The organism is Nonomuraea sp. NPDC003707 (genome assembly GCF_053587055.1).
On sequence record NZ_JBSFNK010000017.1, the window covers coordinates 69,898 to 83,951 of the forward strand.

Sequence of the window (14,054 nt, forward strand, 5' to 3'; positions counted from 1 at the left end):
CCCAGTAGAACATGATTCGGACACAGAACTATATTCGGCATGTGTCGAAATTTGTGGTGACTCCCGCGAGCCAGGCGCAGCGGGAGGCGTGGGTGGGCGGGGCGATCCCCGAGGTCGAGCGGGTGCGTCCGGGGCTGTGGTCGGTCCCGGTGCCGATCCCGATCAACCCCCTGCGGTACGTGCTGGTCTATGTCCTCGAACTGCCCGACGGCGTGGTGATCGTCGACGCCGGGTGGAACACCGACGAGGCGTACGACGCGCTCGTCGCGGGTCTCGGCGTGGCCGGGTACGCGATCACCGACGTCAAGGGCGTGCTCGTCACCCACATCCACCCGGACCACTACGGCCTGGCCGGGCGCATCCGCGAGATGTCGGGCGCCTGGATCGCCCTGCACCCGGCCGACGCCCGCCTGATCCGCGAACGCTACGACGACGAGGTCATCGACTCCCTCGTGGACCGGGAACGCGCGCTGCTGGTCCGCTGCGGCGTGCCGCCGCTGACGCTGGACGAGCTGGCCGGCGCGTCCATGATGATCAGGCACGTGGTCTCGATGGCCAGGCCGGACCGGCTGGTCGAGGACGGCGACGAGCTCGGCCTGCCCGGCTGGGACCTGCGGGCGATCTGGACGCCGGGCCACTCGCCCGGCCACCTGTGCTTCGTCTCGCCCTCGCGCCGGCTGCTGTTCTCCGGCGACCACGTGCTGGCGAAGATCACGCCCATCGTGGCCGTCCACCCCCAGTCGGGTCCGAACCCGCTGGCCGACTACCTCGACGCGCTGGCCGCCGTGCGCAAGCTGGACGTGGAGGAGGTGCTGCCGGCCCACGAGTACCGGTTCCTGGAGCTGGCCGAGCGGGTGGATTACGTGCTGGCGCACCACGACGAGCGGCTGGCGGAGATCGAGCAGGTCGTCGGCTCTCTGGACGGCGTCACGTGCTGGGACGTGGCCACCCGCCTGTCGTGGTCGCGGCCGTGGGAGACGATCCCGTCGTTCATGCGGCGCGCGGCCAACAACGAGACGCTGGCCCATCTGGCGTGGCTGGCGGCCAGGGGGCGGGTACGCAGGGAGCCCGGCGAACCCGAACTGTGGCGCCTGCCCTGACGCGGTCTATCGTAGCTCGTAACAGAATGTTGTTCTCCTGCGTGGGAGGTTCGATGCTTCGGTTCGATGACAGGGTCGCGATCATCACGGGCGCCGGGCACGGTCTTGGCAGGTCGCACGCGCTCCTGCTGGCCGAGCGGGGCGCCAAGGTCGTCGTCAACGACCTCGGCGGCGCGCTCGACGGCACGGGCGCCTCCACGGGGCCCGCCGCCGACGTGGTCGAGCTCATCACGAAGAACGGCGGCCAGGCCATCGCCAACGCCGACAACGTCGCCACGCCGGAGGGCGCCAGGGCCATCGTGCAGGCCGCCGTGGACGCGTTCGGCAAGGTGGACATCGTCGTCAACAACGCGGGCATCCTGCGGGACAAGTCGTTCGGCAAGATGACGGTCGAGGACTTCGACGGGGTGCTGGCCGTGCACGTACGCGGCTCGTACCTGGTCAGCCAGGCCGCGTACCCGCTGATGAAGGCGGCCGGCTACGGCCGCATCGTCAACACCTCCAGCCCGGCGGGCCTGTTCGGCAACTTCGGCCAGGCCAACTACTCCACCGCCAAGATGGGCCTGGTCGGCCTGACCAAGACGCTCGGCATCGAGGGCGCCCGCAACGGCATCAAGGCCAACGCCATCGCGCCCATCGCCTGGACCCGGATGACGGAAGCGCTGCTGCCGGCCGAGTTCGAGGCGAAGTTCACGCCGGAGCGGGTGAGCGCGCTGGTGGCGTACCTCGTGCACGAGACGTGCGAGGCGAGCGGCGAGGTGTTCAGCGTGGGCGGCGGCCGGGTGGCGCGGGTGTTCGTGGCGGAGGGGCCGGGCTGGAAGACCGACGACCTCACGCCGGAGGCCGTCGCCGGCAACTGGGAGGCCGTCATGGCCGAGCAGCCCTACGTGCTCACGGCCGCCGACTCGATGAAGGCGATGCTCTAACGCTTGCGGGTCCCCGCCGCCGGGCACTCCACGTCGGCGGCGGGGCTCCGCCATGCGCTCAGCAAGGCGACGTGGATGACGCGGCGTAACAAGCGGGGCTCCCAGAGGGACTTCTGTCAGAGGGAGACGCCGATGTGGCCGCTCCTCGAGGGACCTTAGGCCGAAGTACGAAGCCGCGATAGATGCCCAAAAAGCCGGAAAAACCGGGCTTTGTTCGATCTTCGGCGGAAGTCGCCGGAGTTTTGTCGATACTCACTCTTGATTTGCCGCATCGGTGATCTTATTGTCGCGGCATGACCCCCCAGCCGGGCTCTGCCGGAGATGTGCTGACGTTGATCAGCGCAGGTTCGGCCACGACCCGTTCCGATCTAGCGAGGCTCACCGGCCTGGCCAGGTCCACGATCTCCCAGCGCGTGGACGCGCTGATCGAGCGCGGGCTGGTCGAGGAGACCGAGAGCGGCGAGTCCACCGGTGGCCGCCCGCCGCGCCAGCTGCGCCTGCACACCGAGGAGCACGCCTTCGCGGGAGTCGACCTGGGGGCCACCCACTGCCGGGTCGTGTTGATGGACATCTCGGGCAACCTGCTGGCCGAATGCGAGGATTCGCTGCTGATCGGCGAGGGGCCGGAGAAAGTGCTCGCCCACGTGGACCAGCGTCTCGACCAGCTGCTCGGCGAGGCGGGGCGGCCCCGGTCGGCGCTGCGCGCCATCGGGGTCGGGGTGCCGGGGCCGGTGGAGTTCGCCACGGGACGGCCGAACAACCCGCCGATCATGCCGGGCTGGAACGACTACCCCATCCCCGAGTACTTCGATGGCGTGTCGGTGCTGGTCGACAACGACGTCAACGTGATGGCGCTCGGCGAGCACCGTCACTCGTTCCCCGGTGCCGGCCACCTGCTGTTCGTCAAGGTCGGCACGGGCATCGGCTGCGGCATCATGGCCGAGGGCAAGCTGCACAGGGGCGCCCAGGGCTCGGCCGGCGACATCGGGCACATCCGGGTCAGCGGCCACGAGGACGCGGGCTGCCGGTGCGGCAACAGCGCCTGCCTGGAGGCCGTGGCCGGCGGTGCCGCCATCGCGCGGCGGCTGAGCGAGCTGGGCCTGCCGGCCGAGTCCGGAGCCGACGTCGTGGCGCTCGTACAGGCGGGCAACACTCAGGCGCTGCGGCTGGTCAGAGAGGCCGGCCGGCTCGTCGGCGAGGTGCTGGCCGGCCTGGTCAACTTCTTCAACCCCGAGGTCATCGTCATCGGCGGCGCACTGTCGCGGGTGCACGAGCACCTGCTGGCCGGGATCAGGGAGACGGTCTACCGCAGGTCGCTCCCGCTGGCCACGCACCACCTGTCGATCACGCCGAGCCGTACGGGCATCAACGCGGCCGCGCTCGGGGCGGGGATCCTCGCCATCGAGCACTACCTGTCGCCGGACAACATCAACCGGATCGTCAACGCCTGAAAGGGACTTTCCCCGATGCTGGTCATGAAGGGCATCGTCAAGCAGTTCCCCGGCGTGCGCGCGCTGGACGGGGTCGACCTGGACGTACGGGCCGGCGAGGTGCACTGCCTGCTCGGCCAGAACGGCGCCGGCAAGTCCACCCTGATCAAGGTGCTGGCCGGAGCGCACCAGCCGGACGAGGGCACGATCCTGTTCAACGACCAGGAAGTGCGCCCGAGCAGCCCCATCGACGCCATCAGGCTCGGTTTCGCCACGATCTACCAGGAACTCGACCTGGTCGACGGGCTCAGCGTGGCCGAGAACATCTTCCTCGGCCACGAGCACGCCCGCTTCGGCTTCGTCAACCGGGCGGCCGCCAGGCGCGCCGCCCGCGAGGTGCTCGAACGGCTCGGCCACGGGGAGATCCGCGCCTCGGCCGAGGTGGGCCGGCTGTCGCCGGCGGCCAAGCAGGTCGTGTCCATGGCCAGGGCGCTCTCCCACGACGCCCGCCTGATCATCATGGACGAGCCCTCCGCCGCCCTCGCCCACGACGAGGTCGCGAACCTCTTCCGCATCATCCGCGAGCTGACCGCCCAGGGCGTGGCCGTGGTCTACATCTCGCACCGCCTGGAGGAGATCCGCGAGATCGGCGACCGGGTCACCGTGCTGAAGGACGGCCGCACGGTCGCCGTCGGCCTGTCCGCGCGGGACACCCCCACCGGGGAGATCGTCTCGCTCATGACCGGCAGGAACGTCGAGTACGTCTTCCCGCCCCGGGCGGGCCGCTCGCCGGGCGAGGAGGTGCTCAAGGTCGAGAACCTGTCCTCGCCGGGCGTCTTCTCAGGCGTGTCGTTCTCCGTCCGGGCGGGCGAGATCGTCGGGCTGGCCGGGCTCGTCGGCTCGGGCCGCTCGGAGATCCTGGAGGCCGTGTACGGCGCCCGCCCCGCCTCGGGCCGCGTCCTGCTCGCCGGAACTCCCATGCGCCGCAGCGTCGTCGGCACCGTCAAACGCGGCATGGGCCTGGCCCCGGAGGAACGCAAGGCCCAGGCCCTCCTCCTCGACCAGAGCGTCACCGCCAACATCACGCTGGGCACCCTGCCGGGGTTCGCCAGGTTCGGCTGGATCGACCGCAAGCGGGAGCGGGCCGAGGCCAAGCGCCTGTCAGAAATGTTGGACATCAGGCCACCCGATCCCGAACGCCCGATCCGGACCCTGTCCGGCGGCAACCAGCAGAAGGCCGTGCTCGCCCGCTGGCTGCTCGGCGGCCGCAAGCTGCTCCTGCTCGACGAACCGACCAGAGGCGTGGACGTGGGCGCCAGGGCCGAGCTGTACGCGGTGATCCGCAACCTGGCCGAGCAGGGGATCGGCGTGCTGCTGGTCTCCAGCGAGGTGCCCGAGGTGCTCGGCCTGGCCGACCGGGTGCTCGTGTTACGCGAGGGGACGGTCATCCACGAGGGCGACGCCGAGGGCCTGGACGAGCACCGCGTACTCGACATGATCATGAATGGGAGGGCGGCGTGATGAGCGAGCCCACAACGGACCGGCCGCTCGCGGGAGTGGGGTCGCCCCCGTCGCCGGGCGGCTTCCGCGCCAGTTTCGGAGAAATGCGACATCTCGGGCTGTTGGCGGCGCTGGCGCTGCTGATCGTCGTCGGCCTCGTCACCAGGCCCGAGAACTTCGCCACCACCTCCAACCTCGTCAGCATCCTCTCCCTGGCCGCCACGATCGGCGTGATCACGGTCGGGGCCACGTTCGTGATCATCGGCGGCGGCATCGACCTGTCGGTCGGCGCGGTCATGGCGCTGGCCTCGGTCTGGGCCACGACGCTGGCCACGCAGTCGTACGGGCCGGTGGTGATGGCGATCTGCGCCATCGCCGTCGGGACCGGGGCGGGGCTGGTCAACGGGTTACTCATCGCCTACGGGCGACTGGTGCCGTTCATCGCGACGCTGGCCATGCTCGTCGCCGCCCGAGGGCTGGCGCAGCGCATGTCCGACCGCAAGACGCAGCTCATCCAGTCCGACAACTCCGCCATCGTGGACCTGTCGACCACGCGCCTGCTCGGCATCCCACTGCTGGTCTACATCTTCGCCCTGGTGGTGGTGCTCGGGTGGATCGTGCTCAACCGCACGACGTTCGGGCGGCGGACGTACGCGGTCGGGGGCAACCCCGAGGCGGCCAGGCTCGCCGGGATCAACGTGCGCAGGCACACGATGCTGCTCTACGCCCTGTCGGGGCTCTGCTGCGGCATCGCCGCGATCCTCATCATGGCGCGTACGACGACGGGCTCGTCCACCCACGGCGACCTGTACGAGCTCGACGCCATCGCCGCCGTGATCATCGGCGGCACGCTCCTCACCGGGGGCCGGGGCACGATCGTGGGCTCGATCCTGGGCCTGCTGATCTTCACCCTCATCACGAACCTGTTCATTCTCAACGGGCTCAACACCAGCGACCAGCTGATCGCCAAGGGCCTGATCATCGTCGTCGCCGTCCTTCTCCAGCGGCGGAACTTGAAGGAGAGAGCACCATGAGTGAGAACGTCGCGCGCAGGGGATTCCTCGTCGGCGGAGCCGTACTCTTAGCGACCGGCTGCACCAGCAACGAGCCCGCGGCCTCGACCGGCAACTCGGCCTCAGCGCCCGCGCCCGCCCCGGCGGCCAGCGGCAACGACCAGCCGGGCGACAAGGTCACGATCGGGTTCTCGGCGCCCGCCGCCGACCACGGCTGGATCGCGGCCATCGCCAAGAACGCCGAGAGTGCCGCGAAGCAGTACTCCGACGTGGAGTTCAAGCCGGTCGAGCCGACGAACGACATCAACCAGCAGATCTCCGCGGTCGAGTCGCTCATCGCGGCCAAGGTGAGCGCGCTGGTCATCCTGCCCAACGACGGCCAGCAGCTGAACCAGGTCGCGCTCCAGGCCACCGCGGCCGGGATCCCGGTCATCAACCTCGACCGCGTCTTCCCCGACAAGCTGGCCTACCGGACCTGGATCGGCGGCGACAACTACGGCATGGGCGTCGCGGCCGGGCAGTACATCGGCAAGCAGCTCAAGGACAAGGGTGTCACCAACCCCGTCATCGTCGAGATCCAGGGCATCGCCACGCTGCCGCTGACGCAGGACCGCAGCAAGGGCTTCGCCGACGCGCTGAAGACGTTCGGGTTCAGCGTCACGGCCAAGCAGGACGCCAAGTTCACCGTCGAGACCGGCAACCAGGTGGCCACTTCGCTGCTCCAGGCGCACAAGAAGATCGACGCGCTCTGGAACCACGACGACGACCAGGGCGTCGGCGTGCTGGCCGCGATCAAGGAGGCGAACCGGAGCGAGTTCATCATGGTCGGCGGCGCCGGGTCGCTGAACGCGATGAAGGAGATCCAGTCGGGCACCTCGGTGCTGAAGGCCACGGTCACCTACAGTCCGACGATGGCCTCCTCGGCGATCAAACTCGCACGTCTGATCGCGCAGGGGAAGGGCATGAGTGATCTGGTGGAGAACCAGGTTCCGCAGTCCATCACGCTCGCATCCGAGACCATTACCAAGGACAACGTCGAGAAGTACCTGGCGCTCGGCTTCGAATCCTGATCGGGGGTTGCATGTCAGACAAGACCACCATCGGCGTGGGCATGATCGGCTACGCCTTTATGGGCCGCGTCCACTCCCAGGCCTGGCGCAGCGTCTCGGCCTTCTTCGACCTGCCTTTGGTGCCTCGCATGGCGGTGCTCGGCGGCAGGTCGAAGGAGAGCACCGAGGCGGCCGCCGCACAGCTCGGCTGGGCCGACGTCGAGACGGACTGGCGAGAGCTGATCAAGCGCGACGACGTGCAGATCGTCGACATCTGCACGCCCGGTGACTCGCACGCCGAGATCGCCATCGCCGCGCTGCAGGCGGGCAAGCACGTGATCTGCGAGAAACCGCTCGCCAACACCGTCGAAGAGGCCGAGGCCATGGTCCGGGCCGCGCAGGCGGCGCCGTCCTCGGTCAAGAGCATGGTGGCCTTCAACTACCGGCGGGTGCCCGCGATCGCGCTCGCCCGCCGGTACGTCGAGGAGGGCCGGATCGGCGAGGTCAGGCACGTACGGGCCGCGTACCTGCAGGACTGGATCGTCGACCCGGAGTTCCCGCTGGTCTGGCGACTGCAGAAGGACAAGGCGGGCGCGGGCGCGCTGGGCGACATCGGCTCGCACATCGTGGACGCGGCCCAGTTCATCACCGGGCAGCAGCTGGTGGGCGTCTCCGCGCTGACGGAGACGTTCATCAAGGAACGCCCCGTCGCCGCGGCGTCCGCGGGCCTGGAGGCCACCGGCACCGGCGACATGGGCCAGGTGACCGTGGACGACGCCGCCCTGTTCATCGGCCGGCTCTCGGGCGGAGGGCTGGCCTCGTTCGAGGCCACCCGCTTCGCCTTCGGCCGCAAGAACGCGATGCGCATCGAGATCAACGGCTCGCTCGGGAGCCTGGCGTTCGACTTCGAGGCCATGAACGAGCTGTGGTTCAGCTCCGGAGGCGGCGGTTTCGAGCGGATCCTGGTCACCGAACCCGACCACCCCTACGTGGGCGCCTGGTGGCCGCCCGGCCACGGGCTCGGCTACGAGCACACCTTCACCCACGAGATCAACGACTTCCTGGAGGCGATCGCCACCGGAGCCGACCCCACGCCGTCGTTCGCCGACGGGCTGCGGGTGCAGCGGGTGCTGGAGGCGGTCGAGCGTAGCGCGGCTGAGGGCAGCCGCTACATGAACGTGGAGGACTGACACATGCGACCTGTCACCCTGTTCACGGGGCAGTGGGCCGACCTGCCGTTCGAGGAGGTGTGCAGGCTGGCCGCCGAATGGGGCTACGACGGCCTGGAGATCGCCTGCTCGGGCGACCACTTCGACGTGGCCCAGGCCGTGGCGGACCCGTCGTACGTGGAGCAGAAGCACGCCCAGCTCGACAAGCACGGCCTCAAGGTCTGGACCATCTCCAACCACCTCGTCGGCCAGGCGGTGTGCGACCTCATCGACGAGCGCCACAAGTCCATCCTCCCCGCCCGCATCTGGGGCTCCGGCGACCCCGAGTCGGTCCGCCAGGCGGCGGCGGAGGACATGAAGAACACGGCCCGCGCGGCCGCCCTGCTGGGCGTGGACACGGTGGTCGGCTTCACCGGGTCGTCGATCTGGCACACGGTCGCCATGTTCCCGCCGGTGCCGGCGTCGATGGTGGACGCCGGGTACCAGGACTTCGCCGACCGCTGGAACCCGATCCTCGACGTCTTCGACGAGGTCGGGGTGCGCTTCGCGCACGAGGTTCACCCGAGTGAGATCGCGTACGACTACTACACCACCGCGCGGACCCTGGAGGCGATCGGCCACCGCCCCGCCTTCGGCCTGAACTGGGACCCGTCCCACATGGTCTGGCAGGACCTGGACCCGGTCGGGTTCATCCTGGACTTCAAGGACCGCATCTACCACGTCGACTGCAAGGACACGCGCATGCGCGTGGGCGACGGCCGCAAGGGCCGCCTGTCCTCGCACCTGCCGTGGGCCGACATGCGCCGCGGCTGGGACTTCGTCTCGACGGGGCGGGGCGACGTGCCCTGGGAGGACTGCTTCCGGGCGCTGAACTCGATCGGGTACGAAGGGCCCATTTCGATCGAGTGGGAGGACGCGGGGATGGACCGGCTGGATGGGGCTCGGGAGGCGCTCGGCTACATCCGCAAGCTCAACTCCATCACCCCACCGGCCACCGCCTTCGACGCCGCCTTCTCCACGACGTAAGGCCTTTTGCGAGGGGGGCGCTGCACGCCACGGGCTTCCAGCCAGCGCCTCCCAGGAGGGCTTACGCCCCCCTTCGACCCCCCCGAACCCCCCGCTCGCTTCGCTCGCCAGCCCCACCCATTGCCCGGTTACCGGCTTGGCCTGCGAGGGGCTCCCACCCCTCGCGCACCCCGGCGTAGGCCGAGAGCGAAGTCGTCCTTTGACCGACCTCGGATGCCGTGCGGGAAGGCCGCTTATCCTTTCATCGCGAGCGTCGTACCGAGGCCGGTCAGCGCAGCGCCGGTTCGGTCGTGCGCACCGTGGACATGACGCGCTGGACGACCTTCTGCTTCTCGCCCACGGGCGCCGCATACTCGATCACGTCCCAGGCCGTGGCCTCGCCGGCTGTGTGGAGCAGCGTCCACGCTGCCAGATAGACCGATGCCAGGCATCCGCCTGCGGTCGCGATGGCGCCCTCCGCGTGGAACGGCGCGTCCAGCACCGTTATCCCGCACTCCTCGACCCAGGGCCGCGAGATGGTGTCGGTGCAGGCGGGGCGCCCGGCGAGGAGGCCGAGGTGTGCGAGGACCAGGGCGCCGGAGCACTGTGAGCCGATCAACTGCCGGGCGGGGTCGAGGGGCAGGCGCGCCAGCAGCGTGTCGTCGGCCACGACGTCACGCGTCTTGATGCCGCTGCCGAGGAGGACGACGTCGGCCTCGGTGATGAAGTCCAACGGCCGCTGACCGGTCACCTCCACGCCGTTCATCGAGGTCACGACGGGCGTCGGCGTGGTGATGTATGCCGTCACGCCTTGCTTGCGAGCACGGTTGATCAGTCCGTTGGCGATGAAGCTGTCGAGTTCGTTGAATCCGTCAAAGGTGACGACCGCGACCTGCAAGACCACTCCCTATGCAGCTCTGCATTACCACCTCATATGGTACAAGTCGCATCTCTGAGAGCCAGGGCTGCCGCAGCCCTCAGGTCCGCGCCGTGTCGTTCTCCGGCGGGGAGGGTGGCCGGGTCAAGCCTGAGTTTGGCGCGGCGCGCGATCCCGTACCCCGTGTCTCGTGCTCTCGCCATTGACATATTGACCTCAGGTCATTTACTAATGACCTGAGGTCAACAATCGAGGAGATGCAGATGTCCAACGCGACGAACAGTGAGATGTCCGGCTTCCACCTGGTCGCCAAGCTTCTCGACCACGCGTCGAGGCCCGACCCGTACCCGATCTACGCCGAGTTCCGCGCCCGCGGCCCGTTATGGATCGAGGAGATGTCCTCGCTGGTGGTGACGGGCTACCGCGACTGCGAGACGCTGCTGCGCGACCCGCGGCTCAGCGCCGAGCGGTGGCGGTTCTTCCAGCCCGATGGGGCGGCCGACCCGTACCCCGCGGACGCTCCCGCCTCGGTCCGGCGGCCGTGGTTCCTCTCCCTGGATCCTCCGGACCACACCCGGCTGCGGCGTCTGGTCAGCAGCGCGTTCACCGCCCGTACCGTCGCACGGATGGAGGACTCCGTCACGCGGCTGGTCGACGGGTGCCTCGACCGCGCGGCCGAGGGGGAGACGTTCGACGTGATGTCCGGCCTCGCCTACTCGCTGCCGGTGACGGTCATCTGCCGGATGCTCGGCGTGCCGCAGGCCGACGAGCGGCTGTTCCACGGGTGGACCGCCCAGCTCACCCGGCTGCTCGACGGGTTCGGCAATCCTGGCGACGGGAACGACGAGTGGGCGGGTGGCATGGCCGACATGCACCGGTACGTCAACGACCTCGTCGCCGAACGGCGCCGGAGCCCGCGCCGGGACGACCTGATCTCCGAGCTGCTCGCCGCGCAGGAGGGCGGCGACGCGCTCAGCCATGACGAGCTGGTCTCCACGATCGTGCTGCTGCTGGTGGCGGGCCATGAGACGACGGTCAACCTGATCGCCAACGGCGTGCTCGCCCTGCTGCGGCACCCCGGCCACCTCGCCGCCCTGCGCGCCGACCCCGGTACGGCGTCCGCGGTCGTCGAGGAGACTCTGCGCTACGACCCGCCCGTCCAGCTCACCGCCCGGGTCGCCAAGGAGGACATGAGCGTCGGGAAGGCGAAGGTGCCCGCGGGCAGCCTGGTCATCCTGCTGCTGGCCGCGGCCCACCGGGACCCGGAGGCGAACGCGGACCCGGACCGGTTCGACCCGGCCCGCGAGCAGGTGCGGCATCTGGGCTTCGGCTTCGGTCCGCACTTCTGCCTCGGCTCGCCGCTGGCCCGGCTCGAAGGCCGGGTGGCGCTGGCCGCGTTCGCCCGGCGCGTACGGGAGCCCGTGCTGGTCGCCGACCCGCCGCCGTACCGGGAGCACATCAACCTTCGCGGCGTCAGCGAGCTCCTCATCTCCCACGCAGGGGTGATGACGTGACGGTCGGCTAACCTGATGCGATGGTGACCTCCAGGAGCCGGCGCCGTCTTTCCCCCGAGGCCAGGCGCGGCGAACTCATCGACGCCGCCATCCGGCTCCTGGACTCCGGGCAGGACGTGACCAACTGGGTCCAGGCCGTCACCGCCGAAGCCGACGCCGCCAAGGGCACCTTCTACGTCTACTTCTCCTCCTGGGAGGAGATGGTCACCGCGGTACGGGACCGCGTGCTACGGGACTACGTGGACCGCTTCCACCGGCTCGCCGAATCCACCGAGCCGATCGACTGGTGGGCCACCCTCGACGCCGAATGCGCGGCGGCCGTCGAGTCCATCGCCCGGCCCGGCGGGCTCCACGCCGCGGTCTTCCACTCCAACCCCGCGCCCGAAGGGGGGCCGGACATCATCGCCGCCATCGCCAAGGCGCTGCGGCGGGCCATGGACGACGGCGCGTTCCGCCAGGTCGACCCGCATGTCGCGGCCACGCTCCTGTTCACCGTCCTGCACAGCGCCGCGGACGCGATCGCCGCCGGGGAGCGGCCGCAGGTCTGGCTGGAGGCCGTGAGCGACCTCAATCGCCACTGGCTCGCGCCGGCGCCGACGCAGTAGAAGGGGCCACCGCGGCGGCCCCTTCTACTCGGAACAGAGTCAGTCCATGACGACGATCTGGCGCAGGACCTCGCCGCCCCGCAGCGCCGCCACCGCGTCGTTCAGGTCCGACAGGCGGATGCGGGCGCTGATCATCGACTCCAGGTCCAGCTTGCCGGCCTTGTGGAGCTTGGCGAAGTAGGGGAAGGCGTGGCGCACGTCCGCCTCGCCGTACAGGCTGGACAGCAGGTTCTTGCCCTCGAACAGCAGGCTGAACGCCGAGATCGACACCATGTCGTCCACCGCGCCCGCCCCGACCACGATGACGTCGCCGCCCTGCCGGGTGATCTGCCAGGCGCTCTGGATGGTGGCCGCCTTGCCGACCACCTCGAAGCCGTAGTCGAAGCCGGCGCCGGCGGTGAGCTCGTTCAGGGTGTCGGGGACCTGCTCCGGGGTGACGGCGTGCGTGGCGCCGACCTTCTTGGCCAGCTCGTGCTTGGACTCCAGCGGGTCGATCGCGAGGATCATGCGGGCGCCGGAGAGGCGGGCGCCCTGGATGACCGACAGGCCGACGCCGCCGCAGCCGATCACCGCGACCGTGGAGCCGGGGCGGACCTTCGCGGTGTTGATCGCGGCGCCCACGCCGGTCGTGATGCCGCAGCCGATCAGGGCCGCCGCCTCCCACGACACGTCCTCGTCGATCTTGATCGCGCCCTGCCACGGCACGACGATCTCCTCGGCCCAGGTGCCGCACCCGGCCATCCCGTACGCCGTCGCCCCGTCGCCGCCGAACCGGAAGTTGCCCTTGCTGAACGCCTCGACCACGTACTTGATGCACAGGTACGGCTGGCCGCCCAGGCACAGGTCGCACTCCTGGCAGCCGGGCCGCCAGTTGATGACCACGTGGTCGCCCGGCTTGAGCGAGGTGACGTGCTCGCCCACCTCGACCACCTCGCCCGCGCCCTCGTGCCCGAGCACCAGCGGCACGGGCTGCGGCAGTACGCCGGTCATGGCCGACAGGTCCGAGTGGCAGACGCCCGTCGCCTTGATCCGTACGCGTACGTCCGCCGGCCCGACGGGGGCCAGGGTGACGTCGTCGCGGATGTCCAGCTTGTCGTTGCCTACGGCGTGCAGGATCGCGGCGCGCATGGGTTCCTCCTCCGGCTGGTGCCTTGCGGGGCTATTCCTCTAGGGAAAGGGCGGCTTTGGGGCAGGACCGGACGGCGTGGCGGACGCGGTCCTGCATCTCGGGGGGCGGTTCTGGCAGCAGGACGTGGAGCTGGTCGTCGTCGTCCACCTCGAACACCTCCGGCGCGAGCCCCATGCACACGGCGTTGGCCTCGCAGACCAGCTCGTCCACCTTGACTCTCATCCGAGCCTCCTGTGATCCCATGAGACCACTTTGGTGTACTCCACGACGTACGCAACTCGCTTCTGCCCGGTCTGCTCCACATACGGGCGCAGCAGTTCGTCCGGTACACCCGGAGTCATCCGGCGGGCGACCGTCATCCCGATGTCCATGACGCGGTCGCGGTCGTCCACCCGCTCGGCGTTCCCGTACACCAGGACGCCTTGGAGCTCGGCGTAGTCGTCGCCTGTCTCGATCAGGCAGCTCACCCGGGAGTCGCGGGCAAGATTGCGGGCTTTCTGGGCTTTCGCATAGGTCCAGAAGGTGATGCGTCCCTTGTCGAGCCCATAGAACATCGTCACCAAATGGGGTGTGCCGTCCGCGTTGATGGTGGCCAGCTGCAGCTTGCGCGAGCTCTCCAGGAAGGCGGTGACGTCGTCGTCCGACATGGCGATGCGAGCGCGCTGATTCACGTTGTAAGTAGAACAGGTTTCAGAACGGCGCTGCAAGGGTCCCCTGGAATGTTATTCGGTTCGGCT

14 protein-coding genes are annotated in these 14,054 nt (G+C 69.5%); 10 read left to right on the plus strand and 4 right to left on the minus strand.

Annotated features, from left to right (window positions below; all coding sequences use genetic code 11):
- The first annotated feature begins 41 nt into the window (after positions 1 to 41).
- The 8 genes from ACWDRB_RS36590 to ACWDRB_RS36625 all read left to right on the plus strand — a co-directional run bounded on the left by ACWDRB_RS36590 (position 42) and on the right by ACWDRB_RS36625 (position 9,213).
- On the plus strand, positions 42 to 1,100 hold the full coding sequence (locus ACWDRB_RS36590) for an MBL fold metallo-hydrolase (protein WP_449901580.1): 1,059 nt from the start codon (positions 42 to 44) through the stop codon (positions 1,098 to 1,100).
- Between the two features lie 53 nt (positions 1,101 to 1,153).
- Positions 1,154 to 2,026, plus strand: coding sequence for an SDR family oxidoreductase (locus ACWDRB_RS36595; protein WP_350729346.1), 873 nt, complete (start codon positions 1,154 to 1,156; stop codon positions 2,024 to 2,026).
- Positions 2,027 to 2,319: 293 nt separating this feature from the next.
- Positions 2,320 to 3,477 (plus strand): ROK family transcriptional regulator, encoded by a 1,158-nt coding sequence (locus ACWDRB_RS36600; RefSeq protein ID WP_449901582.1) that lies wholly within the window; start codon positions 2,320 to 2,322, stop codon positions 3,475 to 3,477.
- A 15-nt stretch (positions 3,478 to 3,492) separates the two neighbouring features.
- Positions 3,493 to 4,977 (plus strand): sugar ABC transporter ATP-binding protein, encoded by a 1,485-nt coding sequence (locus tag ACWDRB_RS36605; RefSeq protein ID WP_350729349.1) that lies wholly within the window; start codon positions 3,493 to 3,495, stop codon positions 4,975 to 4,977.
- Complete coding sequence (locus ACWDRB_RS36610; RefSeq protein ID WP_449901585.1) at positions 4,977 to 5,990, plus strand: ABC transporter permease; 1,014 nt, start codon at positions 4,977 to 4,979, stop codon at positions 5,988 to 5,990. The genes ACWDRB_RS36605 and ACWDRB_RS36610 overlap by 1 nt, the downstream gene beginning before the upstream one ends.
- Positions 5,987 to 7,039 (plus strand): ABC transporter substrate-binding protein, encoded by a 1,053-nt coding sequence (locus ACWDRB_RS36615; protein ID WP_449901587.1) that lies wholly within the window; start codon positions 5,987 to 5,989, stop codon positions 7,037 to 7,039. The genes ACWDRB_RS36610 and ACWDRB_RS36615 overlap by 4 nt, the downstream gene beginning before the upstream one ends.
- Before the next feature lie 11 nt (positions 7,040 to 7,050).
- On the plus strand, positions 7,051 to 8,208 hold the full coding sequence (locus ACWDRB_RS36620; protein WP_350729355.1) for a Gfo/Idh/MocA family protein: 1,158 nt from the start codon (positions 7,051 to 7,053) through the stop codon (positions 8,206 to 8,208).
- 3 nt (positions 8,209 to 8,211) lie between these two features.
- Positions 8,212 to 9,213 carry a sugar phosphate isomerase/epimerase family protein gene (locus ACWDRB_RS36625; protein WP_350729357.1) on the plus strand — a complete coding sequence of 334 codons (1,002 nt, stop codon included), beginning with the start codon at positions 8,212 to 8,214 and terminating at the stop codon, positions 9,211 to 9,213.
- Between the two features lie 268 nt (positions 9,214 to 9,481).
- Here ACWDRB_RS36625 and ACWDRB_RS36630 read toward each other — a convergent pair whose 3' ends face one another.
- Entirely contained in the window at positions 9,482 to 10,090 is a 609-nt protein-coding gene (locus tag ACWDRB_RS36630; protein WP_449901592.1) for a DJ-1/PfpI family protein, read from the minus strand.
- 242 nt (positions 10,091 to 10,332) lie between these two features.
- Between ACWDRB_RS36630 and ACWDRB_RS36635 the strand changes: the two genes are divergently transcribed.
- A complete protein-coding gene (locus tag ACWDRB_RS36635; RefSeq protein ID WP_449901594.1) occupies positions 10,333 to 11,583 on the plus strand; it encodes a cytochrome P450 in 1,251 nt (416 codons plus the stop codon).
- 20 nt (positions 11,584 to 11,603) lie between these two features.
- Positions 11,604 to 12,188: a TetR/AcrR family transcriptional regulator gene (locus tag ACWDRB_RS36640; RefSeq protein ID WP_350729362.1), complete on the plus strand. Its 585-nt coding sequence runs from the start codon at positions 11,604 to 11,606 to the stop codon at positions 12,186 to 12,188.
- Between the two features lie 39 nt (positions 12,189 to 12,227).
- Here the strand turns inward: ACWDRB_RS36640 and ACWDRB_RS36645 are convergent, their stop codons facing one another.
- Genes ACWDRB_RS36645 through ACWDRB_RS36655 form a run of 3 tightly spaced genes read right to left on the minus strand, consistent with a single transcriptional unit; the run spans position 12,228 to position 13,988 of the window.
- Complete coding sequence (locus ACWDRB_RS36645) at positions 12,228 to 13,316, minus strand: Zn-dependent alcohol dehydrogenase (protein WP_350729364.1); 1,089 nt, start codon at positions 13,314 to 13,316, stop codon at positions 12,228 to 12,230.
- Between the two features lie 31 nt (positions 13,317 to 13,347).
- Positions 13,348 to 13,539 (minus strand): ferredoxin, encoded by a 192-nt coding sequence (locus tag ACWDRB_RS36650; RefSeq protein WP_350729366.1) that lies wholly within the window; start codon positions 13,537 to 13,539, stop codon positions 13,348 to 13,350.
- Positions 13,536 to 13,988 carry a pyridoxamine 5'-phosphate oxidase family protein gene (locus ACWDRB_RS36655; RefSeq protein ID WP_449901599.1) on the minus strand — a complete coding sequence of 151 codons (453 nt, stop codon included), beginning with the start codon at positions 13,986 to 13,988 and terminating at the stop codon, positions 13,536 to 13,538. The genes ACWDRB_RS36650 and ACWDRB_RS36655 overlap by 4 nt, the downstream gene beginning before the upstream one ends.
- Between the last annotated feature and the right edge of the window lie 66 nt (positions 13,989 to 14,054).

Bases quoted from the DNA above. Each gene is read 5' to 3' on its own strand.
- ACWDRB_RS36645 (WP_350729364.1), bottom strand. From the start codon at position 13,316: ATGCGCGCCGCGATCCTGCACGCCGTAGGCAACGACAAGCTGGACATC.
- ACWDRB_RS36620 (WP_350729355.1), top strand. From the start codon at position 7,051: ATGTCAGACAAGACCACCATCGGCGTGGGCATGATCGGCTACGCCTTT.
- ACWDRB_RS36635 (WP_449901594.1), top strand. From the start codon at position 10,333: ATGTCCAACGCGACGAACAGTGAGATGTCCGGCTTCCACCTGGTCGCC.
- ACWDRB_RS36625 (WP_350729357.1), top strand. From the start codon at position 8,212: ATGCGACCTGTCACCCTGTTCACGGGGCAGTGGGCCGACCTGCCGTTC.
- ACWDRB_RS36640 (WP_350729362.1), top strand. From the start codon at position 11,604: ATGGTGACCTCCAGGAGCCGGCGCCGTCTTTCCCCCGAGGCCAGGCGC.
- ACWDRB_RS36615 (WP_449901587.1), top strand. From the start codon at position 5,987: ATGAGTGAGAACGTCGCGCGCAGGGGATTCCTCGTCGGCGGAGCCGTA.
- ACWDRB_RS36650 (WP_350729366.1), bottom strand. From the start codon at position 13,539: ATGAGAGTCAAGGTGGACGAGCTGGTCTGCGAGGCCAACGCCGTGTGC.
- ACWDRB_RS36605 (WP_350729349.1), top strand. From the start codon at position 3,493: ATGCTGGTCATGAAGGGCATCGTCAAGCAGTTCCCCGGCGTGCGCGCG.
- ACWDRB_RS36600 (WP_449901582.1), top strand. From the start codon at position 2,320: ATGACCCCCCAGCCGGGCTCTGCCGGAGATGTGCTGACGTTGATCAGC.
- ACWDRB_RS36595 (WP_350729346.1), top strand. From the start codon at position 1,154: ATGCTTCGGTTCGATGACAGGGTCGCGATCATCACGGGCGCCGGGCAC.
- ACWDRB_RS36610 (WP_449901585.1), top strand. From the start codon at position 4,977: ATGAGCGAGCCCACAACGGACCGGCCGCTCGCGGGAGTGGGGTCGCCC.